Below are 24857 nucleotides of genomic sequence, written 5' to 3' on the forward strand. Positions count from 1 at the left end.
CACTGTGCGGGTCAGCCTGCGGTGGGCGCACGGACACCCGTAGGTTGTGTAACAGTGCCCGTGAGCTGGGGTTTCCCGGACCGAAACGGAATGTGTCCGTCAGCTTCGGGCCGCCGGGGCGGCCCCCCGGCGGACCTGCGGATTCCGGGGGCCGGCCGCTACGGATTCCGCCGCCGGCCCTCTCCGGGAGGCAGGTTTAGGCCTGCGGCAGGCGGTACATCCCCCGCGCGAGCGGTTCCACCAGCCCGTCGGACACCAGCCCGTCCAGGGCCCTGGCCCGCTGCACCGGCTCGTCCCACACCGCGTCCAGCTGCGCCTGGGCCACCGGACCCGACGCCTCGCGGAGCACGGCCAGCAGCCGGCCGCGCACCTGCCGGTCGGTCCCGGCGTACGTCTGCCCGCGCCGCGGCGGCCCGTCGTGCGCGGGCTTCCCGGCCAGCCGCCAGGCGCACAGCCCCGCCACCGGGCAGCGCGCGCAGTCCGGGCTCTTGGCCGTGCAGACCAGCGCGCCCAGCTCCATCGAGGCCGCCGCCCAGCGGGCCGCCGTGGCCTCGTCCCCGGGCAGCAGGGCCCGGGCCAGGCGCCGCTCGGCGGCGGTGGTCGCGTTCGGCGGGTACTCCACACCGGTGGAGGTGCGCGCGAAGACCCGGCGCACGTTGGTGTCGAGCACCGCGTGCCGCTGCCCGTACGCGAAGGAGGCCACCGCGGCGGCCGTGTACTCGCCGATGCCGGGCAGTGCGAGCAGCTGCGCGTGGTCGCGCGGCACGTCGCCGCCGTGGCGTTCCGTTATCGCCGAGGCCGCGCCGTGCAGGCGCAGGGCCCGGCGGGGATAGCCGAGCCGCCCCCAGGCCCGTACGGCCTCGCCCGGCGCCTCGGCGGCCAGGTCGGCGGGCCGGGGCCAGCGGGCGAGCCACTGCTCGTACACGGGCAGGACCCGGCTGACGGGGGTCTGCTGGAGCATGAACTCGCTGACCATCACCCCCCAGGGGCCGGCCTCGGGGCGGCGCCAGGGCAGGTCGCGGGCGTGCTCGTCGAACCACGCGATGACGGGTTCGTGCAGCGGGGACGGCTGGGACGGCGGGGACGATGCGGCGGATTCGGCGGATGCAGTCATGTCAGGGGCATCCTGGCACGTTCTAGGGGTGGCGTGCGGGGCCCGGACCGGTGAACCAGACGGCCGCGCGGATCCCGCTCCCCTGTACGGCCGCGACCACCCGGCTCAGCGGGCCGGTCAGCAGGGCCACGGCCAGCGCGCCCAGCGAGGCGCCGAGCAGCAGGCCCATCCCCACGTCGTGCGGGTAGTGCGCCCCGACGAACACCCGGGAGAAGGCCATCAGCACCGCCATCGGCAGGGTCAGCACCGCCAGGCGCGGCACCGCCAGAGCCAGGCCGACGGCGGCGGCTCCCGCGATGGCGGAGTGGTTGCTGGGGAAGGACCAGTCCCCGTAGGGCGGGCACGGCACCAGCGAGGCGGCCGCCCCGGCCACCGCCCGGCAGGGCCGCTCCTCGTTGACGGTCGACTTCACCAGCTCCGAGGCGACGTACGCGAGCGCGGTGACCAGCGGCGCGAGCACCGCCCGCGACACCGCCCGGGGATCGCCCTGTCCGCGCGCACGCCACCAGACGGCTATGTAGAGGAGCCCGAAGAGCAGCAGTCCGTATTCGGTCCAGACCTCGAAGGCGGACTGCACCCAGAGGGGAGTGCCGTGGGCGAAGTCGGTGATGTCGCGGTAGAGGGCGGAGGTGTCCATGGTGACTGACCGTACTCAACCCCTGGTCGGCGTCACATCAGACCCTGGCCTGAACCCATCGCCGCGAGGTCGTTCCGCAAGATGATCATCGGCAAAACCCGCCGGATGCGCGGCATGTGGGGCGCTGATCGCGGCGCGAGTTCTCGTAAGGTTCGGTACGTGGGATCTCTGCGCAATCCGGTCGGGCCGCTTCCCTCCTCCATTTACTGGCGGCGGAGGGCTGTTCTGGCGTCCGCGGCGGCGCTCGCCGCGCTGCTCGCCGTATGGTTCGTCAGTTCCGGTGGGGGCGGCACGAGTACGAACGGCAAGGGCGGCGGCGACGGCTCCGGCCCGGTCCGCACGATCACCCCCGGCCCCTCCGGCTCCGGCCCGGCGATCAGTCAGGCCCCGGGCGGACGGGCCGAGTCGGGCGCCGGCGGGGGCTCCGCCGCCGGCCCGGGCGGCGCGGCGCCCAAGAACCCCGACCAGGGCGGCGGCGCCAACTCCGGTTCCTCCGGCGGCGGTACGGGCGCCTCCCAGGCCGTCCCGGCGGACTCCCCCCTGCCCACCTGCGCGGCGAGCGCGGTGCAGTGGGAGGTCAAGAGCGTGAAGAACGAGTACGAGACGAACGAGAAGCCGCGCCTCGAACTCCTCGTCCGCAACGTCTCGGGCAGCACCTGCAAGTTCGGGCTCGGCCCGAAGCAGGCGGTCGTGACGATCTTCCAGACGACCGGCGCCAAGCAGGTCTGGTCCTCGGCGGACTGCCCGTCGGGCCCGGGCACCGCGTTCTTCCGGCTGCCGGCGCAGGGAGAGGCGAAGCAGTCGCTGGAGTGGGACCGCAAGCTGAGCGCGGCGGACCAGTGCCAGTCGCCTCCGGCGGGCACCCCGGCCCCGGACACCTACGTCGTGGAAGCCCGCACCCCGGGCCTCCCGGTGGCCCGTACGTCCTTCGTCCTGAAGCAGGACTGACCCACCGCTCCCGGTGGCTCCGCCCCGGGAGCGGTCAGACGTACCGCTCCAGGATCGAGGACTCCGCGAGCCGCGAGAGGCCCTCACGCACGCTGCGGGCACGGGCCTCGCCGACCCCGTCCACGGTCTGCAGGTCGTCCACGCTGGCGGCGAGCAGCTTCTGGAGCCCCCCGAAATGCTCCACCAGCCGCTCGATGATGGCCCCCGGCAGCCGCGGCACCTTCGCCAGCAGCCGGTACCCGCGGGGCGAGACCGCCGAGTCCAGGGTCTCCGGCGACCCCGTGTACCCCAGCGCCTTCGCCACGATCGCCAGCTCCAGCAGTTCCGGATGCGACAGCGCGTCCAGCGCCGGCAGCGCCTCCTCCACCGTGCGGGAACGCTTCGCCGTGGGTTCCGGAACGTAGTCGCGGATCACCAGCTCCCGCTCCTGCTCGATGCCCACCGTCAGCTCGTCCAGCTGGAGCGACAGGAGTCGCCCGTCCGTGCCCAGTTCGACCACGTACTCGGCGATCTCGGTCGCGATCCGGCGGACCATTTCCAGCCGCTGCGCGACCGCCGTCACGTCGCGCACCGTGACCAGGTCCTCGATCTCCAGGGCCGAGAGCGTCCCCGCGACCTCGTCCAGCCGCAGCTTGTACCGCTCCAGCGTGGCGAGGGCCTGGTTCGCGCGGGACAGGATCGCCCCGGACTCCTCCAGGACGCGCCGCTCCCCGTCCACGTACAGGGCGATCAGCCGCATCGACTGCGACACCGACACCACCGGGAACCCGCACTGCTTCGACACCCGGTCCGCCGTGCGGTGGCGGGTGCCCGTCTCCTCCGTCGGGATCGACGCGTCCGGCACCAGCTGCACGCCGGCCCGCAGGATCTTCGTCAGGTCCTTGTCGAGGATGAGGGCGCCGTCGAGCTTGCACAGCTCCCGCAGCCGGGTCGCGGTGAACTCCACGTCCAGGACGAAGCCGCCGGTACACATGGCCTCGACCGTCTTGTCCATACCGAGGACGATGAGCCCGCCCGTGTTGCCGCGGACGATCCGCTCCAGACCGTCACGCAGCGGCTGACCAGGGGCGACCGCGCTCAGCGAGGCGCGCATCAGCGCCTCGTGCTTGGAGCTCGCGCCCGACTTGCCGGATGCTGCTGCCCCGTCCTTGGCTGCCACTGCACTCCTCCGGTCGCGGGTTGCGCCGCCTGTAGGGCCGGGCGGACCAGCACAAAGTCTACCGGCGCCGCCTGTGCGCCCGCCGGGCGTTAACCCGCGGCGCCGTGGCGGCAGCCCGTACGGCCCCGCTGACCTGCGCCCACGCCCACCGGGCGGAGCATCTCATTCCGCCGGCGCGGAGCGGTGCGCTCCGGGGTCACTCCGCCGGGGCGGCCCCCGCGCGTTCCCTGGCCGGCGTACGGGACCGCCCGCGCGGCAGGACCCGTAGCGCGTCGCCCACGTCCGCGACCTCGGTCACCTTCATCCCGGCCGGGACCTTCCCCGGATCCGCCGGGACCAGCGCGTGCGTGAACCCGAGCCGGTGCGCCTCCGCGAGGCGCCGCTGCACGCCCGTCACCCGCCGCACCTCGCCGGCGAGGCCGACCTCCCCGATGGCGACCAGGTTCTTCGGCAGCGGCACGTCACTCGCGGCGGAGGCCAGCGCCAGCGCGATCGCCAGGTCGGCGGCCGGCTCCGTCAGCTTCACCCCGCCGACGGTCGCGCTGTAGATGTCCCGCTTGCCCAGGGCGGTGATCCGGCCGCGCTGCTCCAGCACCGCCAGCATCATCGAGACGCGCGAGGTCTCCAGGCCGGAGGTGGTGCGGCGGGGGGAGGGGATCTGGGAGTCGACGGTGAGCGCCTGCACCTCGGCGACCAGGGGGCGCTTGCCCTCCAGGGTCACGGTCAGGCAGGTGCCCGGCACCGCCTCGGCGCGCCGGGTCAGGAACAGCCCGCTGGGGTCGGCGAGCCCGGTGATGCCCTCGTCGTGCAGCTCGAAGCAGCCGACCTCGTCGGTCGCCCCGTACCGGTTCTTCACCCCGCGCACCAGCCGCAGCCGGGCGTGCCGGTCGCCCTCGAAGCTCAGCACCACGTCCACCAGGTGCTCCAGCAGCCGGGGGCCGGCGATGGCGCCGTCCTTGGTGACGTGGCCGACGAGGAGGGTGGCCATGCCCCGCTCCTTGGAGGCGCGGATCAGCGCCCCCGCCACCTCCCGCACCTGGGCCATGCCGCCCGGCGCGCCGTCGATCTCGGGGGAGGCGATGGTCTGTACGGAGTCCAGGACGAGGAGGGAGGGCCGTACGGCGTCGAGATGGCCGAGGACGGCGGACAGATCGGTCTCGGCGGCGAGGTAGAGGTGGTCGTTCAGGGCGTTGATCCGGTCGGCCCGCAGCCGCACCTGGCTCGCCGACTCCTCACCGGTGACGTACAGGGTGCGGTGGTCGCCGGTGGCCGCCTTCGCCGCGACGTCGAGCAGCAGCGTGGACTTGCCGACGCCCGGCTCGCCCGCGAGGAGGACCACCGCGCCGGGGACGAGGCCGCCGCCCAGGACGCGGTCCAGCTCGTCGACGCCGGTGCTGCGGGCGGTCGCCGTCTTGCCGTCGACCTGCGCGATCGGCAGCGCGGCCGAGGTGACCCGGCCGGCCGCGGTGGTGCGCACGGCGGGCGCGCCCATCTCCTCCACGGTGCCCCACGCCTGGCACTCCGGGCAGCGGCCGAGCCACTTCACGGTCGTCCAGCCGCATTCGGTGCAGCGGAAGGACGGACGGTCCTTGGCGGATGAGCGGGAGGTTCGGGCAGCCATGCCGCCCACGGTAACCGGCGCCGCCGACAACGCGGCGCGGGCGGCGGCGCGGGCCGGGGCGCCGCCGGGTTTTGCCGAGCGTCAGGGGAGCGGTCAGCGCGATGGCGATCTGTTCACCCGTAAGGGCTAAAACCGGTGAAGGCTTCCGGGGCGTCACCGGCGTGCCGCCTACCTTCGCCAGGTGAACAGCAGCGACCAGGGAGACCCCGCATCACGCACCGGCGCACACCGGGCGCACAGGCGCACACCCCGAGCGGGGGCGCACGACCCGGCCGAGCCGGCACCGACGTCGGCGTTTCCCGCAGCGCCCGGGACGGCCGGGGTGGATGGGGTGGATGGGACTGCCGGGATGGCCGGGACTGCCGGGACTGCCGGGACTGCCGGGATGGCCGGGGTGGATGGGGCGGATGGGACTGCCGGGACGGTAGGGGCCGCGCGGCCGGGGTCCCCCGGGGGGCCGGCGGGCGCGCGGAGCGGAGACCCCGCGCCGCCGCCCTTCCGGCACGAGCCCTACCTCGACGGGCTGTTCACCTACTGCCTGTCCGTCCTGTGCGACCACGACGCCGCCACCGAGGCGCTCGGAGACGTCCTCGCCGTCGCCGACCGGCACCCCGGCCGATGTCCCGACGAGGGCGACCGGCGGGCCTGGCTCTACGCCCTCGCCCGCTGGGCCTGCCTGCGCCGCCTCGCCGAGCAGCGGCGCGCCCGCCAGGGGGCGCATTCCGCCCGGCGCACGCCGGAGCACACCGGCCCCGATCGTGCGCCCCAGGTGCCCCCCGCGCTCGACGTCAGCGCCTACCGCCGCACCGAGCTCGCCCGCCTCGCCTGGCCCGAGGCCGCCGGCACCACCCCCGAGCAGCGCGAGGCCCTCGAACTCGCCGTCCGCCACCGCCTCGGCGTCACCGAACTCGCCTCCGTCCTCGGCACCGCCCCGGCCACCGCCCGTGAACTGCTGTCCGCCGCCGCCTGCGAAGTGGAACGCACCCGCGCCGCCCTCGCCGTCGTCGAGACCGGCAACTGCCCGGCCGTCTCCCGCCTCACCGGCGACGACGACGACCGCGACGTCCTGCTCTCCAGCACCCTGCGCGCCGAGCTCGTCCGCCACGTCGACGACTGCCCGCGCTGCCGCCGCGTCGCCGAACGCGTCGGCGCCGCCGCGCCCTGGCCCGGCTCCGGCGGCCTGCACGCCGCGCTCCCGCTCGTCGCCGCCCCGCGCGGCGCCGTCCGCGCCGCCATGCTGCGCTCCGGGCGGCGCCGGGGCGGCCGGCCCGGCCCGCGCTTCGACCGCACCGGCTTCCCCATGGACCCCAAGGACCGGGCCGCCCGACGCGACCGGCTCCGGGCCCGGGCCGTGACCACCACCGTCGTCGCCACCGTCGTCGCCGCCCCCGTCATCGCCCTGTGGGCCGCCTACCGGGGCGCCCCCGCCACCGGCGAACCCGTCGGCGACGGCACCCGTATCTCCGCCAGCGAATCGAAGATCCCGCCCCCGCTCGCCGAGGGGCGCCCGCTCACCGCCTACGAGAACACCGGCAACACCGCCCGCACCACCGGCGAGCCCGGCTTCGCCTCCGGCAGCGCGGCCCCCGACGTCTCCGTCGAGGTCATCAGCTCCGGCGCCCCCGCCACCCCCGACGCCGCCGGCCCCGGCGCCCCCGGCCGCCTCACCGTCTCCGCCACCACCCGCGGCGGCACCACCCTGCTCACCCTGACCGCGTCCGGCGGCAGCCCCGTCGACTGGCGGCTGTGGTCCGACGCGCCGTGGCTGCGCGCGAGCCGGACGGCGGGCACCCTCGCACCCGGAGAATCGGTCACCCTGCGGATCACCGTCGACGCCGAGACCCAGCCCGTCGGCGCCTGGAGCGCCCGCGTGGGCGTCGACCCGGGCGGAGCCGTCGTCTCCCTCACGGGCCGCGGCCGGCCGGTACCGCCCACCGACCCGACCCCGCCGGCCCCGGACCCCACCCCGACGCCCACCCCCACGCCGACGCCGACCCCGACGCCCACACCGACCCCCACCCCGACGCCGACGCCGACGCCCACTCCGACCCCGACCCCGACCCCGACGCAGCCCACGGAGCCGGCCCCGTCGGGCGGGGGAGGAGGAACGGTTTCCCCGGGGCCCGCGAGCCCTGCGGGCTGAGGGAGCGGGAGCGGGGGCGGGGGGCCGAAAGGCGGGGTACTACGTCGGGTCCGCCGGGTGGGGAGCCATCGGGAGCAGGGAGGCCAGGCGGGCCTCGCACAGCTTCACCAGCTCCGCGTACGCCTCCGGGCCCATCAGCTCCGTCAGCTCCGGACGGTACGACACGTACACCGGCTCACCGGCCCCGTGCGCCGAGGTCGCCGACGTGCACCACCAGTGCAGGTCGTGCCCGCCCGGCCCCCAGCCGCGCCGGTCGTACTCCCCGATCGACACCTGGAGCACCCGCGTGTCGTCCGGCCGGTCGATCCATTCGTACGTCCGCCGGATCGGCAGCTGCCAGCACACGTCCGGCTTCGTCTCCAGCGGCTCCTGCCCGCTCTTCAGCGCCAGGATGTGCAGCGAGCAGCCCGCACCGGCGGGGAAGCCGGGCCGGTTCAGGAAGATGCACGCCCCGTCCCAGCGGCGGGTCTGCTTCTCCCCGTCGTCGTCGAGCTGCGTCCAGCCGCTCTCGCCGCCGACGTCGTGGAACTGCCACAGCTCCGGCGTCAGCCGCGCCACGTGCTCGGCGACCCGCTTCTCGTCGTCCTCGTCGGAGAAGTGCGCGCCCAGCGTGCAGCAGCCGTCGGAGGCCCGGCCCGCCTGGATGCCCTGGCAGCCGCTGCCGAAAATGCACGTCCAGCGGGAGGTGAGCCAGGTCAGGTCACAGCGGAAGACCTGCTCCTCGTCGGCGGGATCGGGGAACTCCACCCAGGCCCGGGGGAAGTCGAGACCCTTCTCGTCCGCCACTTCGTCCTTGCTCTTCTTCGACTGGTTCTTGCTGGCCTTCTTCGTATTTGGCACAAAGCCAAGCGTAAGCGCCCCTTACTCCACCGCCCCGCGTCCGGCCCAGTAGCGTTTCCCGTATGAGACTCGGTGTCCTGGATGTGGGTTCGAACACGGTTCATCTGCTGGTGGTGGACGCGCACCCCGGCGCGCGCCCGCTGCCCGCGCACTCCCACAAGGAGCAGCTGCGGCTCGCGGAGCTGCTCGACGAGCACGGCGCGATCACCCCGGAGGGCGTCGAGCGCCTGGTCTCCGTCATCGGCGAGGCCGTCCAGGCCGCCGAGGACAAGGGCTGCGAGGACGTCCTCCCCTTCGCGACGAGTGCGGTGCGCGAGGCCCCCAACGCCGACGAGGTCCTGGCCCGGGTCAAGGCCGAGACGGGCGTCGAGCTCCCGGTGCTGAGTGGTGAGGACGAGGCCCGGCTGACCTTCCTCGCCGTCCGGCGCTGGTTCGGCTGGTCGGCGGGCAAGCTGCTGGTCCTCGACATCGGGGGCGGCTCGCTGGAGGTCGCGTACGGCATCGACGAGGACCCCGACGCCGCCGTCTCCCTCCCCCTCGGCGCCGGACGCCTCACCTCGGCCTGGCTCCCGGGCGACCCGCCGGACCCGGCCGACGTGAAGGCGCTGCGGCGGCACGTACGGGCGCAGATCGCCCGCACGGTCGGCGAATTCAGCCGCTTCGGGGCGCCGGACCACGTGGTGGCCACCTCGAAGACCTTCAAGCAGCTGGCCCGCATCGCCGGCGCGGCCCGCGAGGCGGACGGCCTGTACGTACAGCGCGAGCTGACGCGGAAGTCCCTGGAGGAGTGGGTCCCGCGCCTGGCGGCGATGACGACGGCGGAACGTTCCACCCTCCCGGGCGTCTCGGAGGGCCGGTCCTCCCAGCTCCTGGCGGGCGCGCTGGTGGCGGAGGCGGCGATGGACCTCTTCGGGGTGGACACGCTGGAGATCTGCCCGTGGGCGCTGCGCGAGGGCGTCATCCTGCGCCGCCTGGACCACTTGCCGTAGGGGGCGTTACGGGGGCTCGCGGTGCGGGCCCGCTATCTCCCCCGCGAGGGGTCGGGGGCCGGGCGGTGGTTGCCCACCCGCCTCCCCGTCTGCGGGGCGGTGGTGTGGGGGGCGGGGTGCCGGCCAGGCGGTCTCAGGGAGGGGCGGGGGTTTCCCGCCAGTCCCACTGTCCTTCCGGTTCGGGCCGGCCTGTCAAGGGCGCTCCCTTCGGTCGCGTCGCTTCGCGATGGCCTCCGGCCACCCTTGACAGCCCGTCCCGCCCCGGAAAGACAAGGACTGCCGGGAAGCCCCCGAAGGAACGGGACGGTCCAGGGTCGGGCATCCGGCCCCCTCAGCGACCAGGCGGGGTGCCGGGGGCCGGACCAACGCACGCGTCAGATCGCTACGCGCTTCTCCCGGCTCGGCGTCCGCCGCCCGTCTGGGGCTGGGATGCCCTGCCGGTTGTCTGAGTCATCGGTTGCCTACCGGCTTGCCCGGGTCGTCCAACCATGCGTACTGGTGGGAGTCGACGCTGATGCCGAAGCGGGTGATGTGCGGGCGGTTCTGGCTCTCGTACCAGCCGAACGCGTCTGTCACCTCGGCCCACAGGTCGCGTGGGCCCCATGAGGTGACGGCGTCCTTCTCCCACCAGTCTTCGTAGCGGACGATCGTGGCCGAGGTGCCCGCCTCGTCGACGAACTGGACCCTTCGGTCGCGGGCCGTGCCGCGATGGGAGTAGGAGACGTCCGGGACCTGGAGTCCGATGGCGAAGTCCTGGAGATACCCGCCGGAGAGGACCTGCGCCGGATCGATCGGTGAGCGTCGTCTCGTCGGCTTCTCCGGGACGCGGAGTTCCACGGTCGGGCGGTCGGAACGTACCCACATGTATGCGGAGGAGCCGATGAAGCGGCCTTGGGCCTGGTGGCCGTCGACCGTGAGGCCCAGCAGACCCGTGTTGCTGTATGCCGTGCCGAAGGGCGTCAGGATTTTGCCGGTGTCATGCGTCTGCTCCACCCAGGCATGCGGGATCCGGCGCACTGCGGCTGTGCTGATCACCCGGTCGAAGGGGGCGTGCTCGGGGGCGCCGAAGAGGCCGTCCCCTGTGATCATCGTCGGTTCGTAGCCCTGTGATGTGAGGGTGACGGCGGCTGTCGTGGCGAGTGTTTCGTCGACTTCGACCGTGGTCACCCGCTGCGCTCCGACGCGTTCGCTGAGCAGGGCGGTGTGGTAGCCCGAGCCGGTGCCGATCTCCAGGACGGTGTGTTGGGGGTCCAGTTGGAGGGCGGTGAGTTTGCGCATGACGATGTCGAGGGCCGATACGGAGGACGTGAAGTCCCCGGTGTTCGGGCCCGGAGGCGTGTGGCCGTCGTTGAGCTGGGTTACCACCGACTGGTGAGGGTTCCAGACAGCCCGGAGCCAGGCGTCCGGATCCGCCTCGCGGTCCACGAAGCTCCAGCGGCCTTCCTCGTCGGCCACAGGGAGCCATACGGTCTGCGGGACGAAGGCTTCACGGTCGACGGTGTCGAAGGCCTGCGCCAGCCATGGCGGACGGAGTAACCCTGCGGTGCGCAGGGCCTCGCGGCAGATTTCCCGGTTCACTTCTTGCCCGGCGGCGGAGGAGGAGGTGAGGACGGCTGGGGGGACGGCCGGCTGCCGTCCGGGCTGCCTCCGGTCGGGGGCGGCGTCCACGGCTTGTCGTCGGGGGGACCGGCGTGCTTGCCCATGGGGTTCTCCTGTCGGGGCGTGGGGAGTCGTCGGCTGCAGGAAGGGGAGTGCACTACCGCCCCGCCTTCGGGGCCGCCGAGGGGCAGGGGTTCGGCGCCGCAGTGCGGGCAGGTGGGGAGGGGGCCGGTCCATCTGCCGGTGTGGTATGTCGGCGGAGTCGTCACCGGCCCTCCTCCTCGACGGCCCAGCCGTATCCGCAGAGGCGGCAGTCGGCCATGGGGCCGCCGTACCTGAAGGTGATCGGGGAGGGCAGCGTGCAGCCGGGACACTCGGCGTGGGCGGTGGCCGGGTCCTCGCGGTGGCCGACAACGGGTGTGGTCGGCAGGCCGTTGACGGAGAGCTTGAGTGCCGTTTGCCGCAGCGTCTCCAGTTGGCTGTGGCTGAAGGGTTTGACGCTCGGTTGTGTCGCCATGCGGAGCACGCTAGGTGACGGGGAGAGCTTGGAAGGGGCGTGATTCTCGATGATTCTCGTCAGTGCATCCGCGATTCTCCGGTCTTCTCACCTGCGGTCGAGCTGTGCGTGTGCGCGGGCGATCAGTCTGTGTGCGGCGGGTCCGTATGCTGCCGACCTCCGCAGCGTGTCCCACACCCTGCCGTACACGGCGATGCTGTCTGCGTCATCGAGCCACAGCTCGGCGTGCCAGTCCTCGGCGATCACGAGGCGCTCGTCGTAGATCCAGAATCCGTTGGCGGGTGGGATGCCGACGGTTGCGCTGAGTGGCACGATGCCGAGTCGCACCGTGTCGAGGCCGACGATCATGGCCAGTCGGTCCAACTGGGCCGCGAGGATCGGGGGCGGGCATACGGCTGCATGGAGGGCCGCCTCCCACATCAGGATGTCGAACCGTCTGCCCGGCTGGTGGAGCAACTCCTGGCGCCGCATGCGGGCGCGGACGGCGTCGTCTATGTCTCGGACGGACTGGTGCAGTTCGGCGTACCGGGCGAAGACGTGGCGAGCGTAGTCGGCCGTCTGGAGCATGCCGACGACCATGGCCCCTTCCCAGGCACGCAGATGCGCAGACCGTTCGTACTCGACCGTGAGCGCGTCCTGGACAGGACGGTGCCCGGCCCGTAGCTGCCGACGCCAGGAGCGGGTGTGGGATTCGAGCCCTTCGAGGCGGGCGCGCAGCTCGTCGGCTGCTTCCGGGCTTCCGGTGGCGGCAGCCCAGGCGTCCAGGTCGGCGGGTGTGGCTGTTTGACGTCCGGTCTCCAACTTGGACACCTTGGACTGAGGCCACCCGAGCCGTGCGGCCAGGTCCCGGCCGGTGGTCTCGGCCCGCAACTCTCGCAGTCGCGCGCCGAGGGCTACCCGTGCCTGCTGGAAGTCGGTGCTCACCTTTCGGACGGTACCGGCTCCCGGCGCGCGCTACTGGGGCGTCGCGTGGTGCCAGGCGGCTTCCCGGGCCTGGCAGTACCGCAGTACGTCGACCGGATTGGTGATGAGCTCCACGTCGGTCATTCGGTCGTCGTCATCGAAATGGAGGAGGGCCACCACCCGCGAGTCGAAGATCCAGAAATCCTCGTCGGGGAGTCGCAGCGTGTACGCCCGGTCGCGCGTGAGGGTGCGGATGTCCTCGCCGACGGCCCGGTTGCGGCGGGCGTTGTCCAGCAGGTACCGCTGCCCCTCGGTGGGTGGCTCGTCGAGGATCCGGACGCGTTCGAACCTTTTGCCCAATGCAACCTGTTCGCGTCGCTCGGTACACCACGGGTCGGTGAGGTCCCATTCGACCGGGTGGCCGGCGGCGAACTGGCGGTACGTGTCAGTGGCCTCGTCGGACGCGTATCGGCGTCGGCTCTCCAGGCGCCAGGCGGAGTGGGCCAGGGTGGAGAACATCCCGTCGAACTCGTCGAAGGTGATGAACTGCGGCACGTGTACGGGGTCCTTCGGGCCGAAGTTGGCAAGCAGTTCCCGAGGGACGGTCACTGCGGCCTCATTGGGTGTCAGATTGTCGAGCTGGTCGAGCTCGGCGGGGTCTTCCACTCGCTCGCCCTGGACCACGTAGTTGCCGGTTTTCGGGTGCACGTACAGGGTCGGGCATCCATTGTTGCCGCTGTTGGTGCCGACCTTCAGGAGTCGTCGGGTCATGCGGCCCCCTCGCTTTCCGGTGATTCCGTGCGACGCACCGTAGCGGCGTGGCGACAGACGCAACAGAGCGCGTGGAAGTGCTGCAGATCGCCCCCGGGTCCGCCCTCGCTAGGCGCTGTCCGTCCGCGACGGCTCGCGGCGGTGTTGCAGCCAGGTGCGGCTCAGGTCGTCCCAGATCGTCTGGTAGCGCGCGAACACCTCCCCCAGCTGATCGAACGTGAGCTCGTCGGCGGGGGTCGACGCCACGAGGTACTCGAGGTCGTCGGCGAGCCGGCGGAAGCGGTACTGGGCTTCCTCCATCAGCACCGAACGGGACCGCCAGTTGAAGAACGGCTCGACGGCTGCCAGCAGTGTCACCAGCGCCACGCACGCCAGGGCCAGGCCGGTCCACGCGTTGAGGTTCTGCAGGCCCAGGACGACGGTGGAGGCGGCCGACAGGACGAGGGCCGTCACTTTGACGGCGGCGGCGCTCCGGCCGAAACGTCTCTTCCTCGCCCGGGCGTAGACGTTGCCCTCACGGATCTTGGCCAGCAGCAGGGCCGCCGTGGCGCCCGGGCTCAGCCCCGCACCGAGTCCGTTCTCCGCATGCATCCCGACCAGCCCCCAAGTTCCCGCCGCCGCGTTGATGTGAAAAGTATGACGAGAGTCGGTTTGTGTACCGGGCCGCGGGCGGGTGGCCCGTAATCTGGCTCCGTGGTCCGTAATCCGAGCAGCAGCGCCCCGAAAGTCGCCCTGTCCACCGCCTCCGTCTACCCGGAGTCCACGGCGACGGCCTTCGAGATCGCCGCCCGCCTCGGCTACGACGGCGTCGAGGTCATGGTCTGGACGGACCCGGTCAGTCAGGACATCGAGGCCCTGCGCCGGCTGTCGGACCACCATCAGGTGCCGATCCTCGCCGTGCACGCGCCCTGCCTGCTGATCACCCAGCGGGTGTGGTCCACCGACCCCTGGACCAAGCTCCAGCGGGCCCAGGCCGCCGCCGAGAAGCTGGGGGCGTCCACCGTCGTCGTGCACCCGCCGTTCCGCTGGCAGCGCCAGTACGCGCGGGACTTCGTCAGCGGGATCTGGCGGATGGCGGACGAGACCGACGTCCGGTTCGCCGTCGAGAACATGTACCCCTGGCGCTACCGCGACCGCGAGATGCTCGCCTACGCGCCCGAGTGGGACGTGACCAAGGACGACTACCGGCACTTCACCGTCGACCTGTCGCACACCGCCACCGCCCGCACCGACGCCTCCGCCATGATCGACCGGATGGGGGAGCGGCTGGCGCACATCCACCTCGCCGACGGCAACGGAAGCGCGAAGGACGAGCACCTCGTTCCCGGGCGCGGTACGCAGCCCTGCGCCGAGCTGCTGGCCGGGCTGGCCCGCACCTCCTTCGACGGGCACATCGTCATCGAGGTCAACACGCGGCGCGCCATGTCCTCCGCCGAGCGTGAGGCCGATCTCGCCGAGGCCCTGGCCTTCACCCGCCACCACCTCGCCGCCCCGGCCGGGGACCGGCGGTGACCGAGCCCGTCCGGCGGCGGCGCGGCCCCGGGCGGCCCCGCCAGGACGAGGCCGAGGAGGGCCCCGGCACCCAGGAGCGGATCCGCCTCGCCGCCCGCGAGGTGTTCGCGGAACGCGGGTACGACAAGACGTCCGTGCGCGGCGTCGCGAAGGTGGCCGGGGTGGACCCGGCGCTGGTGCACCACTACTTCGGCAGCAAGGACGACCTGTTCGCCGCCGCCATCGAGGTCACCATGGAACCCGCCCTGGTCGTCCCCGCCGTCGTCGGCGAGGGCCCGGACGGCATCGGGGAGCGGCTGGCCCGCTACTTCCTGGGGGTGTGGGAGAACCCGGCGACGCGCGCCCCGCTGCTCGCCGTGATCCGCTCCGCGCTCACCCACGAGGCGGCCGCGAAGGTGCTGCGCACCCTGATCCTGCGCCGGGTCCTGGAGCGGGTCGCCGCCGACCTCGACGTCCCGGAGCCCACCTTCCGCGCCGAGCTGGCGGCCTCGCACCTGATCGGGATCGCCTTCGTGCGGTACGTGGTCCAGGTGGAGCCCCTCGCGTCCGCGGACCCGGAGGAGATCGTGGCGCTGGTGGCCCCGACCCTCCAGCGCTACCTCACCGAGGCGTGAGGGGCACGGTGACCGAGGAGCGACCCCGCCGTCCCGGCATCCGGACCGCGCGTCCGGATCGCGGGCGGTGGGCGTAGCCTCGTAACCGAGCCATATCCACATTCGCGGCTGACCGTACAGCCGCACCCATGGGGAGTGAAACCGCATGCCCGAGCTGAGGTCCCGCACCGTCACCCACGGCCGCAACATGGCAGGCGCTCGTGCGCTGATGCGCGCGTCGGGCGTAGCGAGCGAGGACATCGGCAAGCCGATCATCGCGGTCGCCAACTCCTTCACCGAGTTCGTCCCCGGCCACACCCACCTGGCCCCGGTCGGCCGCATCGTCTCCGACGCCATCCGTGCCGCCGGCGCCATCCCGCGCGAGTTCAACACGATCGCCGTCGACGACGGCATCGCCATGGGCCACGCGGGCATGCTGTACTCCCTGCCCTCCCGCGACCTGATCGCGGACAGCGTCGAGTACATGGTCGAGGCGCACTGCGCCGACGCGCTGATCTGCATCTCCAACTGCGACAAGATCACCCCGGGCATGCTGATGGCCGCGATGCGCCTCAACATCCCCGTCGTGTTCGTCTCCGGCGGCCCGATGGAGGCCGGCCAGGCCACCCTGGTCGACGGCACCGTCCGTAAGCTCGACCTGATCGACGCCATGGTCGACGCCTCCAACGAGAACGTCTCGGACGCGGACATCCTGCGCATCGAGGAGAACGCCTGTCCGACCTGCGGCTCGTGTTCCGGCATGTTCACCGCCAACTCGATGAACTGCCTCGCCGAGGCCATCGGCCTGGCCCTCCCCGGCAACGGCTCGGTCCTCGCCACGCACACCGCCCGCCGCGCCCTGTACGAGGACGCCGGCCGCACGGTCGTGGAGATCACCAAGCGCTACTACGAGGACGGCGACGAGTCCGTCCTGCCGCGCAACATCGCCACCCGCGAGGCCTTCGAGAACGCCATGGCCCTGGACATCGCCATGGGCGGCTCGACCAACACGATCCTGCACCTGCTGGCCGCCGCGCAGGAGGCCGGCCTGGACTACGACCTCAAGGACATCGACGCCGTCTCGCGCCGCGTCCCCTGCCTGGCCAAGGTCGCCCCGAACGTCGCCCCCGGCGGCACGTACTACATGGAGGACGTGCACCGCGCCGGCGGCATCCCCGCCATCCTCGGCGAGCTGCACCGCGGCGGGCTCCTCAACAAGGACGTCACCACCGTCCACTCCCAGGGCCTGGAGGACTGGCTCGCGAAGTGGGACGCCCGTTCCGGCACGGCGTCCGAGGAGGCCATGGAGCTGTGGCACGCGGCCCCCGGCTGCAAGCGCTCCGCCACCGCCTTCTCCCAGTCCGAGCGCTGGGAGACCCTCGACCTCGACGCCGAGGGCGGCTGCATCCGCTCCGTGGAGCACGCCTACTCCAAGGACGGCGGCCTCGCGGTCCTGCGCGGCAACATCGCCGCCGACGGCTGCGTCGTCAAGACGGCCGGCGTCGACGAGTCGATCTGGACCTTCGAGGGCCCGGCCGTGGTCTGCGAGTCCCAGGACGAGGCCGTCGACAAGATCCTCCGCAAGGAGATCCAGCCCGGTGACGTCGTCGTCATCCGCTACGAGGGCCCGCGCGGCGGCCCCGGCATGCAGGAGATGCTCTACCCGACCTCCTTCCTCAAGGGCCGCGGCCTCGGCAAGGTCTGCGCGCTGGTGACGGACGGCCGCTTCTCCGGCGGCACCTCCGGCCTGTCCATCGGCCACGCCTCCCCGGAGGCGGCCTCGGGCGGCGACATCGCCGTCGTCGAGGACGGCGACCGGATCCGCATCGACATCCCGAACCGCTCGATCGAGCTCCTGGTCGACGAGGCCACGCTGGCCGCCCGCCACGCGGCCCTCGGCGGCGTCTACGCCCCGAAGACCCGCGAGCGCACGGTCTCCGCGGCGCTGCGCGCGTACGCGGCGATGGCCACCAGCGCCGACAAGGGCGCGGTCCGCGACGTGTCGAAGCTGGGCTGAATCCCGACGGAACCGGACCCCGCCGGGCGCTTCACCACCCGGCGGGGTTCCGCGCGTCCTGGGCGAACACCGTGCCGTCGGGGGCGGAGGCGTACACCCGGCCGTCGGCCACGACGGGGGCCGGGAGGGTGGCGCTGAAGGTGCCCGGGGTGGCGGCCATGCGCGGCTTGGTCTGGCCGACGAGCCTGCCCGCGCCGGCGTCGACGGCGAGGAGGCGGCCGTCCGAGGCGGCCAGGTAGAGCCGTCCGTCCGCGAACACCGGCCGGGAGGCGAACGACGCGCCCGTCTCCAGCCGCCACAGCTCCTTCTCCCCGCCGATCGCCACGAGGCCGCCGCGCGTGCCGAAGGCGTACACCGTCCCGTCGGGGGCCACGGTCGCCTCCACCTCGTACAGGGGGGCCGACAGCTGGACCCGGCGCATGGCGTGGGTGACCGTGTCCACCCGTACGATCCCGGCCGTCCTGACGACGGCGGCGTTGTCGAGCAGGTACAGCGCGCCGCGGGCCACGCCGATCGGCCGCAGGTCTCCGGAGGCCCGGGTCTGCCAGCGCACGGCACCGGTGGCCGGATCGATCTCGGTGAGCTGTGTCGCACCGCCGTCGGCGTCCGTCGTCGCGGTGTAGAGCACGGGCGCGCCCGCCGCTCCGGCCCCGCCCCACCACTCCGACCCGGCGCCGGCGATGTGGCGGCTCCACTTCTGGGCCCCGCCGGCTCCGTCGAGGGCGGTGACCGTGCCGTCCGCCGCCACCATGATCACGTACGGGTCCGCCGTCACCACGCGCGTGCCGCCGGGCAGCTTCCGCTGCCAGCGCTCGGCGCCGGTGCCCGGCTCCAGCGCCTGGAGCAGCTGGCTGCCGGGTGCCACCACCACGACCGCTCCCGCCGCGTACGACGGGGCGGTGCTGCTGGACACGCCGAAGGAGGGAACGTTCGCGCGTACGGCCCAGGCCGTCGCTCCGTCGGCCCGGCCGAGCCGGGCGGCCGCCAGCCCGGGCCCCGAGCAGAACAGGCCGTCGCCCGCCGCCGAGCAGGACACCGGGGGCGTGCCCGGTGAGACCGACCACGGGGTGAACGCCGTGTCCGGTTTCGCCGGGGCGTGGGCGGCGGGCCGGCCGGGCCCGTCCGGGCCGCCGGCCCACCACAGGTACCCGCCGACGGCCCCCGCCGTGAGCAGGGCGGCGAGCCCGGCCGCCGGCAGCGCCGGCCGGATCCGGCGCCGGCGCGCGGCGGGCGGCTCCTCCGTCGCGATCTGCCGCCGCTGGTGGGTCGGTTCCTCGTCCGCCTCCGGCCGCCGGGGCTGCGGTATGAACGCCTGGGTGTCCTCGCCCGTCGGGTACGCCACGGCGCGCATCTCCGCGATCAGCGCCTCGGCGGTCGGCCGCTCGGCCGGGTCCTTGGCCAGGCACCGTGCCACGATCGGCACCAGCCGGGCCGGCAGTCCCGTCAGGTCCGGCTCGCTGTGCACGACCTGGTACGCCACGAGGTAGTGGCTGTCGGAGTCGAAGGGCCCGCGCCCGGTCGCCGCGTGCACCAGCACCGCACCCAGCGCGAACACGTCCGCCGCCGTCCCCACCTCGCGCGGCCGCTGGAACTGCTCCGGCGCCATGAAGGGCGGGGTCCCGATCAGCTTGCCGGTCTCGGTCCGCAGGTCGCTGTCCGCCGGGCGCGAGATGCCGAAGTCGATGACCCGCACCCCGTCGGGCGCCATCAGCACGTTGCTCGGCTTCAGGTCCCGGTGCACCACCCCGGCCCGGTGGATGTCCCGCAGCGCCTCCGCCAGCCCGGCCGCGAGCCGGGTCAGCTCACCGGCGTCGAGCACGCGCTCCCGTACCCGCTCGGAGAGGGTCGGCGCGTCGATGAACAGGGTGGCCATCCACGGCCGCTCGGCATCCGGGTCGGCGTCGACGACGGGAGCGGTGAAGGCCCCGCTCACCCGCCGCGCGGCCGCGACCTCCTGCCGGAACCGCGCCCGGAACTCCGGGTCCACGGCGTGCTGCGCGTGCACGACCTTGACGGCGAGTTTCAGCCCCGAACTGGAGGCGGCCAGGTGGACGACGCCCATGCCACCGGAGCCGAGCACGGATTCGAGCCGGTACTGCCCGGCGTACTCCGGAAACCCGGCGTAGTCCGCGCGCCGCGACTGCACCGCTCACCACCCCCGACGGAGCCTAGCCGATGGCCCATGGCAACATCCAAGGGCTTGCTACCCTGCGCGCGTTGCGCAGTGCAACACCCATGGGGGGAGACTTCACATGTCCGTAGAGAACGAATCAAGCCAAGTCCAGAGCCTCTCCGGCGACGCCGGCCCGACCTTCCCGACCGCGCCCGGCTACCGGGTCAACGTGCGCAGCGGACCGGGCACCAACTACTCGATCATCGACTCCATCCCGGCCGGCGGTTACGTGACGATCCGCTGCCAGTGCTCCGGCACGACCGTCTCGGGCCCGTACGGGACCACGGACCTCTGGGACTGCGTCGGCAACGGCCGCTTCGTCTCGGACGCCTACGTCCACACCGGCTCCGACGGCTACGTCGCCCCCCACTGCGGCTGAGCCGTCCACCGTTCTGCCAGGTGAGACACCCCCGGCCGACCGGCTTGGCCGGGAGATAATCGGGGGTGTGAGCGAAGAGCAGCGAGACCAGAGCCAGAGCCCCGCCGCGCCGGCCGAACCGCCCGCCGGGCCGCGGCCCGAGCCGATCCGGTTCTTCGGCACCAGCTGGGTGGACCACGACAACGGCTACGCCCTGCGCCGCGCAGCCCTCGCCGCGGGCTCGCTCCTCGCCGCCGCCGGCGGCGCCTACCTCCTGCGCCTCGCCTACGAGGGCCTGGAGATCGGCAACGTCGGCCCCTTCCTCAGCATCTCCGTGATCGTGCTGTTCGCGATCGCCACCGCCATCGCCTTCGCCAAGACCTGGGAGTCCTTCGGCCGCCGTCCCGCCCCGTCCTCGGACGAGGCCGCCCTCAAGGGCCTGAAGACGATCGGCTTCATCGGCTCCCTCCTCGCGTACTTCCTGCGCAGCCTCACCGAGGCCCCCGGCGAGAAGCTCCACCGCGCCGAGTACGAGCGCGCCGCCGCCGAGTACGACCGCCGCCGCAGCACCCGTACGGGCAACCCGGCCGCCCGCCGCCGCCCCAAGCGCAAGAAGTAACCCCCACCCCGGAAACGTCCGGCCGATTGACGCCCAGGCACCGCCGGGAGCATTATTCATCGCATGGTGAATAATCCGCCGGAGGGGCCGCCTCCCGCCATCCACGCCCACGACCTCACCGTCCGCCGCGGCACCGGCCGCGCCCCCCGCACCGTCCTCGACCGCATCGCCTTCGACGTCCCACGCGGCCGCATCACCGGCCTCCTCGGCCCCTCCGGCTGCGGCAAATCCACCCTCATGCGCACCGTCGTCGGCACCCAGGCCCACGTCACCGGCACCCTCGACGTCCTCGGCCGCCCCGCCGGCCACCCGGAACTCCGCTCCCGCGTCGGCTACGTCACCCAGGCCCCCTCCGTCTACGACGACCTCACCGTCCGGCAGAACCTCGACTACTTCGCCGCCGTCCTCGACCCCGGCCGCGCCGCCGCCGACCGCCGCCGTGCCGCCGTCGAACGGGCCATCGCCGACGTCGACCTCACCAGCCGCACCACCGCCCTCGCCGGAAACCTCTCCGGGGGCCAGCGCAGCCGCGTCTCCCTCGCCGTCGCCCTCCTCGGCACCCCCGAACTGCTCGTCCTCGACGAACCCACCGTCGGCCTCGACCCCGTCCTGCGCCGCGACCTCTGGAACCTCTTCCACGAGATCACCGCCGGCCGCGGCGTCACGATCCTCGTTTCCTCCCACGTCATGGACGAGGCCGAGCGCTGCCACGACCTGCTCCTCATGCGCGAAGGCCGCATCCTCGCCCAGGACACCCCCGAAGCCCTCCGCACCCGCACCCGCAGCGCCACCGTCGAAGAAGGCTTCCTCCGCCTCGTCGACGAAGCCGACGGACGAGTTGACGCACGAGCCGACGCCCAGACCGGCACCCTCGAAACGGAGACCCAGCGATGAACGGCGCCCGCACCCTCGCCACCGCCGCCCGCGTCCTGCGCCAGCTGCGCCACGACCCGCGCTCCATCGCCCTGATGCTGCTGGTCCCCGTCCTGATGCTGACCCTGCTCCGCTACGTCTTCGACGGCAGCCCGCGCACCTTCGACAGCATCGGCGCGTCCCTCCTCGGGATCTTCCCCCTCATCACGATGTTCCTCGTGACCTCCATCGCCACCCTCCGCGAACGCACCTCCGGCACCCTCGAACGCCTCCTCGCCATGCCGCTCGGCAAGGGCGACCTCATCGCCGGCTACGCCCTCGCCTTCGGCGCCGTCGCCGTCGTCCAGTCCCTCCTCGCCACCGGCCTCGCCCTCTGGCTCCTCGGCCTCGACGTCACCGGCTCCCCCTGGCTGCTCCTCCTCGTCGCACTGCTCGACGCCCTCCTCGGCACCGCCCTCGGCCTGTTCGTCTCCGCCTTCGCCGCCTCCGAGTTCCAGGCCGTCCAGTTCATGCCGGCCGTGATCTTCCCGCAGCTGCTCCTGTGCGGACTCTTCGCGGCCCGCGACACCATGCAGCCCGTCCTTTCCGCCCTCTCCGACGTCCTGCCCATGTCCTACGCCGTCGACGGCATGACCCAGGTCCTCACCCACACCGACATGACCGCAGACTTCGTCCGCGACACCGTCGTCGTCGCCGCCTGCGCCCTGCTCGTCCTCGCCCTCGGCGCCGCCACCCTCCGCCGCCGCACGCCCTGACCACGGAGCGGACACCCCCTCACCCCCACGCGGACGGGTGCAAGGATGAGGGCGTACGTCTCCACGCGTTCCGCGTTCGTTCGGCGAGGTGAATCGGGCATGACCCAGACAGTCGCAGTCCTCGGTACCGGCAAGATCGGCGAGGCCCTGCTCAGCGGGATGATCCGCGGCGGCTGGCCGGCGGCCAAACTGCTCGTCACCGCCCGCCGGCCCGAACGCGCCGCCGAGCTCCACACCCGCTACGGCGTCGAGGCCGTCAGCAACGCCGAAGCCGCAAAGCGCGCCGACACCCTCATCCTCACCGTCAAGCCGCAGGACATGGGCAAGCTCCTCGAAGAACTCGCCCCCCACGTCCCCGCCGACCGCCTCGTCATCAGCGGCGCCGCCGGCATCCCCACCGCCTTCTTCGAGGAACGGCTCGCCCCCGGCACCCCCGTCGTCCGCGTCATGACGAACACCCCCGCCCTCGTCGACGAGGCCATGTCCGTCATCTCGGCCGGCAGCCACGCCACCGCCGCGCACCTCGCCCACGCCGAGGAGATCTTCGGCGGCGTCGGCAAGACCCTGCGCGTCCCCGAGTCCCAGCAGGACGCGGCCACCGCCCTCTCCGGCTCCGGCCCCGCCTACTTCTACTTCCTCGTCGAGGCCATGACCGACGCGGGCATCCTCCTCGGACTGCCCCGCGCCCAGGCCCACGACCTCATCGTCCAGGCCGCCATCGGCGCCGCCGTGATGCTCCGCGACAGCGGCGAGCACCCGGTCAAGCTCCGCGAGGCCGTCACCTCCCCGGCCGGTACGACGATCAACGCCATCGTGGAGCTGGAGAAGCACGGCGTACGGGCGGCCCTCATCGCCGCCCTCGAAGCGGCCCGCGACCGCAGCCGCGAACTCGCCACCGGCAACAGCTGAGACGGGGGAGGGGCCCCGGCCGCGGGGCCCCTCCCTCCCCCTTCATGCCGGCAGCAGCCCGATGGCCTCGTACGCCCGGTCCACCACGGGTCGCGCGATGCCCCGCGCCCGCTCGGCCCCCTCCCGCAGCACCCGCTCCACCTCGCCCGGGTCGGCCGCCAGCACGGCGTGCCGCTCCCGCAGCGGCCGCAGCAGCTCCACCACCGCTTCGGCGACGTCCCGCTTCAGCGGCCCGTACTGCGCGTACCCCCCGGCCAGCTTCTCCGGATCCCCGCCCGTACAGGCGGCCAGCACGTCCAGCAGGTTCGCCACCCCGGGCCGCGCCGCCCGGTTGTAGACGACCCCGCCCTCGCCGCTGTCCGTCACGGCCCGCATCACCTTCTTGGTGATCACGGCCGGCTCGTCGAGGAGATAGACGATGCCCGCCGTGTTCTCACTGGACTTCCCCATCTTCGACGTCGGGTCCTGGAGGTCCATCACCCGCGCGCCCACGGTGGGGAGCGTCGCCTTCGGCACGGTGAAGGTGTGCCCGTACCGCTGGTTGAACCGCACCGCCAGGTCCCGGGTCAGCTCCACGTGCTGCCGCTGGTCCTCGCCCACCGGCACCTCGTCCGCCGCGTAGGCCAGGATGTCGGCGGCCATCAGCACGGGATACGTCAGCAGCGACAGCCGTACGCCCTGCCCGGCGGCCTCCGCCTTCGCCGCCTTCTCCCGGTACTGGATCATCCGCCGGAGCTCCCCGTCGGTGGCGGTGCACTCCAGCAGGTAGGACAGCCGGGTGTGCTCGGCGACATGGCTCTGGACGAAGAGGGTGCACCGCCGTGGATCCAGCCCGGCGGCGAGGAACAGCGTGGCGTTCTGCCGGGTGAGCCGCCGCAACCGCGCCGGATCGTGCTCCACGGTCAGGGCGTGCAGGTCGACGACGCAGAACAGCGCGTCGGAGGGAGTGTGCTCGGCCTCGACCCACTGGCGCAGGGCCCCCAGGTAGTTGCCCAGCGTCAGGTGCCCGGACGGGGTGATCCCGCTGAAGATCCTCGTCATGTCCTGTCTCTCCCTCATGTCCTGCGGTGTGGTGTGAGTCGCCGGGCCGCCGCGTCGGGCGGCCGGGTCACTCCCAGGAGGGGGAGGAAAACGAAACGGCCGCCGTAGCGGCGGCCGTGAGCGCATGCGTGCTCGTGTCGGAGGTCGGCCGCCGTCAGGCGGGCCACCAACGAAGGCTGAGCTTGGGTGCATGCGTGGTCATGGGAAGCAGCGTAGCCCTCAGGGCGTGAGGACGAGGTGAGTTTCGGGGGACTGGCGGGACTGCCGGCCGGGGTTGACACGTACGTTCCAGATCCGTAAGGTTCTTCGAGTTGTCCGAAGTGAGCGCCGACTCCGGTCGGTCCCCGGACAGCCATCCCGCACTACTCATTCGAACGAACGACGCACTCCGTCGTCTCGTTTTCATGCGTATTTGCGAATGAGGAATCCGCGTTCCAGGACGCAGCCGCCGATTGGCTTCGGGGGCAAGGAATCCGCTACTGTCTCACTCGCCGGAAGGGCCCAACCGCCCGGAAAGCACACCCCGCTGACTGGGAGTCAGGCCCGAAAGGATCTGATAGAGTCGGAACCGCCGGAAAGGGAAAGCGCGAAAGCGAAGGACCTGGAAAGCAAGCGAGAAAGACTCTGATAGAGTCTGAATCGCAAGAACGAAAGCCCGGAGGAAAGCCCGAGAGGGTGAGTACAAAGGAAGCGTCCGTTCCTTGAGAACTCAACAGCGTGCCAAAAATCAACGCCAGAAGTTGATACCCCGTCCACTCCGGTGGAT

At 72.8% G+C, this 24857-nt stretch carries 23 protein-coding genes; 11 read left to right on the forward strand and 12 right to left on the reverse strand.

Features of this window, described 5'->3' with window-relative positions; all coding sequences use genetic code 11:
• Window positions 1-196: 196 nt before the first annotated feature.
• Window positions 197-1114, reverse strand: coding sequence for an iron-sulfur binding domain-containing protein (locus ABT403_RS17860; protein ID WP_344169829.1), 918 nt, complete (start codon window positions 1112-1114; stop codon window positions 197-199).
• Between the two features lie 22 nt (window positions 1115-1136).
• Window positions 1137-1751: a phosphatase PAP2 family protein gene (locus ABT403_RS17865; protein ID WP_344169832.1), complete on the reverse strand. Its 615-nt coding sequence runs from the start codon at window positions 1749-1751 to the stop codon at window positions 1137-1139.
• Between the two features lie 159 nt (window positions 1752-1910).
• Here ABT403_RS17865 and ABT403_RS17870 point away from each other — a divergent pair, with 159 nt between their 5' ends.
• Complete coding sequence (locus ABT403_RS17870; RefSeq protein WP_344169835.1) at window positions 1911-2699, forward strand: hypothetical protein; 789 nt, start codon at window positions 1911-1913, stop codon at window positions 2697-2699.
• Window positions 2700-2733: 34 nt separating this feature from the next.
• On the opposite strand, the gene disA is transcribed toward ABT403_RS17870, so the two are convergent.
• Window positions 2734-3858: a DNA integrity scanning diadenylate cyclase DisA gene (gene disA, locus ABT403_RS17875; protein WP_344169838.1), complete on the reverse strand. Its 1125-nt coding sequence runs from the start codon at window positions 3856-3858 to the stop codon at window positions 2734-2736.
• Between the two features lie 196 nt (window positions 3859-4054).
• Window positions 4055-5479 carry a DNA repair protein RadA gene (gene radA / locus ABT403_RS17880; protein WP_344169841.1) on the reverse strand — a complete coding sequence of 475 codons (1425 nt, stop codon included), beginning with the start codon at window positions 5477-5479 and terminating at the stop codon, window positions 4055-4057.
• 385 nt (window positions 5480-5864) lie between these two features.
• On the opposite strand from radA, the gene ABT403_RS17885 reads away from it, so the two are divergent.
• A complete protein-coding gene (locus tag ABT403_RS17885) occupies window positions 5865-7622 on the forward strand; it encodes a BACON domain-containing protein (protein WP_425580345.1) in 1758 nt (585 codons plus the stop codon).
• A gap of 39 nt (window positions 7623-7661) precedes the next feature.
• Here ABT403_RS17885 and ABT403_RS17890 read toward each other — a convergent pair whose 3' ends face one another.
• Window positions 7662-8462 (reverse strand): DUF3109 family protein, encoded by an 801-nt coding sequence (locus ABT403_RS17890; protein WP_344169844.1) that lies wholly within the window; start codon window positions 8460-8462, stop codon window positions 7662-7664.
• 62 nt (window positions 8463-8524) lie between these two features.
• On the opposite strand from ABT403_RS17890, the gene ABT403_RS17895 reads away from it, so the two are divergent.
• Entirely contained in the window at window positions 8525-9451 is a 927-nt protein-coding gene (locus tag ABT403_RS17895) for a Ppx/GppA family phosphatase (protein ID WP_344169847.1), read from the forward strand.
• 450 nt (window positions 9452-9901) lie between these two features.
• On the opposite strand, the gene ABT403_RS17900 is transcribed toward ABT403_RS17895, so the two are convergent.
• The 5 genes from ABT403_RS17900 to ABT403_RS17920 form a co-directional block, all read right to left on the reverse strand.
• Complete coding sequence (locus ABT403_RS17900; protein WP_344169850.1) at window positions 9902-11119, reverse strand: protein-L-isoaspartate O-methyltransferase family protein; 1218 nt, start codon at window positions 11117-11119, stop codon at window positions 9902-9904.
• A 196-nt stretch (window positions 11120-11315) separates the two neighbouring features.
• Window positions 11316-11567 (reverse strand): hypothetical protein, encoded by a 252-nt coding sequence (locus ABT403_RS17905; protein WP_344169853.1) that lies wholly within the window; start codon window positions 11565-11567, stop codon window positions 11316-11318.
• An 87-nt stretch (window positions 11568-11654) separates the two neighbouring features.
• Window positions 11655-12491, reverse strand: coding sequence for a helix-turn-helix domain-containing protein (locus tag ABT403_RS17910; protein ID WP_344169856.1), 837 nt, complete (start codon window positions 12489-12491; stop codon window positions 11655-11657).
• A 30-nt stretch (window positions 12492-12521) separates the two neighbouring features.
• Complete coding sequence (locus ABT403_RS17915) at window positions 12522-13241, reverse strand: DUF6879 family protein (RefSeq protein ID WP_344169859.1); 720 nt, start codon at window positions 13239-13241, stop codon at window positions 12522-12524.
• 108 nt (window positions 13242-13349) lie between these two features.
• A complete protein-coding gene (locus ABT403_RS17920; RefSeq protein ID WP_344169861.1) occupies window positions 13350-13832 on the reverse strand; it encodes an SLATT domain-containing protein in 483 nt (160 codons plus the stop codon).
• Window positions 13833-13934: 102 nt separating this feature from the next.
• Here ABT403_RS17920 and ABT403_RS17925 point away from each other — a divergent pair, with 102 nt between their 5' ends.
• The 3 genes from ABT403_RS17925 (at window position 13935) to ilvD (ending at window position 17363) form a co-directional block, all read left to right on the forward strand.
• Window positions 13935-14753 (forward strand): sugar phosphate isomerase/epimerase family protein, encoded by an 819-nt coding sequence (locus ABT403_RS17925; RefSeq protein WP_344169864.1) that lies wholly within the window; start codon window positions 13935-13937, stop codon window positions 14751-14753.
• Window positions 14750-15367 (forward strand): TetR/AcrR family transcriptional regulator, encoded by a 618-nt coding sequence (locus ABT403_RS17930; protein ID WP_344169867.1) that lies wholly within the window; start codon window positions 14750-14752, stop codon window positions 15365-15367. The genes ABT403_RS17925 and ABT403_RS17930 overlap by 4 nt, the downstream gene beginning before the upstream one ends.
• Before the next feature lie 145 nt (window positions 15368-15512).
• Complete coding sequence (ilvD, locus tag ABT403_RS17935) at window positions 15513-17363, forward strand: dihydroxy-acid dehydratase (RefSeq protein ID WP_425580346.1); 1851 nt, start codon at window positions 15513-15515, stop codon at window positions 17361-17363.
• Between the two features lie 31 nt (window positions 17364-17394).
• On the opposite strand, the gene ABT403_RS17940 is transcribed toward ilvD, so the two are convergent.
• On the reverse strand, window positions 17395-19509 hold the full coding sequence (locus ABT403_RS17940) for a serine/threonine-protein kinase (protein ID WP_344169870.1): 2115 nt from the start codon (window positions 19507-19509) through the stop codon (window positions 17395-17397).
• 106 nt (window positions 19510-19615) lie between these two features.
• Here ABT403_RS17940 and ABT403_RS17945 point away from each other — a divergent pair, with 106 nt between their 5' ends.
• The 5 genes from ABT403_RS17945 (at window position 19616) to proC (ending at window position 23050) form a co-directional block, all read left to right on the forward strand.
• Window positions 19616-19915 (forward strand): SH3 domain-containing protein, encoded by a 300-nt coding sequence (locus ABT403_RS17945; RefSeq protein WP_344169873.1) that lies wholly within the window; start codon window positions 19616-19618, stop codon window positions 19913-19915.
• Window positions 19916-19982: 67 nt separating this feature from the next.
• Window positions 19983-20513 carry a hypothetical protein gene (locus ABT403_RS17950; RefSeq protein ID WP_344169876.1) on the forward strand — a complete coding sequence of 177 codons (531 nt, stop codon included), beginning with the start codon at window positions 19983-19985 and terminating at the stop codon, window positions 20511-20513.
• A gap of 63 nt (window positions 20514-20576) precedes the next feature.
• On the forward strand, window positions 20577-21407 hold the full coding sequence (locus ABT403_RS17955; protein WP_344169879.1) for an ABC transporter ATP-binding protein: 831 nt from the start codon (window positions 20577-20579) through the stop codon (window positions 21405-21407).
• Window positions 21404-22141: an ABC transporter permease gene (locus ABT403_RS17960; RefSeq protein WP_344169882.1), complete on the forward strand. Its 738-nt coding sequence runs from the start codon at window positions 21404-21406 to the stop codon at window positions 22139-22141. Before ABT403_RS17955 ends, ABT403_RS17960 begins: the two co-directional genes overlap by 4 nt.
• A gap of 99 nt (window positions 22142-22240) precedes the next feature.
• Entirely contained in the window at window positions 22241-23050 is an 810-nt protein-coding gene (gene proC, locus ABT403_RS17965) for a pyrroline-5-carboxylate reductase (protein ID WP_344169885.1), read from the forward strand.
• A 42-nt stretch (window positions 23051-23092) separates the two neighbouring features.
• Here proC and trpS read toward each other — a convergent pair whose 3' ends face one another.
• Complete coding sequence (gene trpS / locus ABT403_RS17970; RefSeq protein ID WP_344169888.1) at window positions 23093-24091, reverse strand: tryptophan--tRNA ligase; 999 nt, start codon at window positions 24089-24091, stop codon at window positions 23093-23095.
• Window positions 24092-24857: the final 766 nt, after the last annotated feature.

The sequence above is a fragment of the Streptomyces sp. NPDC000075 genome, from assembly GCF_040301925.1.
GTDB lineage: Bacteria > Actinomycetota > Actinomycetes > Streptomycetales > Streptomycetaceae > Streptomyces > Streptomyces polychromogenes.

Coding starts and splice junctions, on each gene's coding strand:
- ABT403_RS17860 (WP_344169829.1), bottom strand. CDS start 1,114: ATGACTGCATCCGCCGAATCCGCCGCATCGTCCCCGCCGTCCCAGCCG.
- ABT403_RS17865 (WP_344169832.1), bottom strand. CDS start 1,751: ATGGACACCTCCGCCCTCTACCGCGACATCACCGACTTCGCCCACGGC.
- radA (WP_344169841.1), bottom strand. CDS start 5,479: ATGGCTGCCCGAACCTCCCGCTCATCCGCCAAGGACCGTCCGTCCTTC.
- ABT403_RS17885 (WP_425580345.1), top strand. CDS start 5,865: ATGGCCGGGGTGGATGGGGCGGATGGGACTGCCGGGACGGTAGGGGCC.
- ABT403_RS17895 (WP_344169847.1), top strand. CDS start 8,525: ATGAGACTCGGTGTCCTGGATGTGGGTTCGAACACGGTTCATCTGCTG.
- ABT403_RS17905 (WP_344169853.1), bottom strand. CDS start 11,567: ATGGCGACACAACCGAGCGTCAAACCCTTCAGCCACAGCCAACTGGAG.
- ABT403_RS17915 (WP_344169859.1), bottom strand. CDS start 13,241: ATGACCCGACGACTCCTGAAGGTCGGCACCAACAGCGGCAACAATGGA.
- ABT403_RS17920 (WP_344169861.1), bottom strand. CDS start 13,832: ATGCATGCGGAGAACGGACTCGGTGCGGGGCTGAGCCCGGGCGCCACG.
- ilvD (WP_425580346.1), top strand. CDS start 15,513: ATGCCCGAGCTGAGGTCCCGCACCGTCACCCACGGCCGCAACATGGCA.
- ABT403_RS17945 (WP_344169873.1), top strand. CDS start 19,616: ATGTCCGTAGAGAACGAATCAAGCCAAGTCCAGAGCCTCTCCGGCGAC.
- ABT403_RS17955 (WP_344169879.1), top strand. CDS start 20,577: ATGGTGAATAATCCGCCGGAGGGGCCGCCTCCCGCCATCCACGCCCAC.
- ABT403_RS17960 (WP_344169882.1), top strand. CDS start 21,404: ATGAACGGCGCCCGCACCCTCGCCACCGCCGCCCGCGTCCTGCGCCAG.
- proC (WP_344169885.1), top strand. CDS start 22,241: ATGACCCAGACAGTCGCAGTCCTCGGTACCGGCAAGATCGGCGAGGCC.
- trpS (WP_344169888.1), bottom strand. CDS start 24,091: ATGACGAGGATCTTCAGCGGGATCACCCCGTCCGGGCACCTGACGCTG.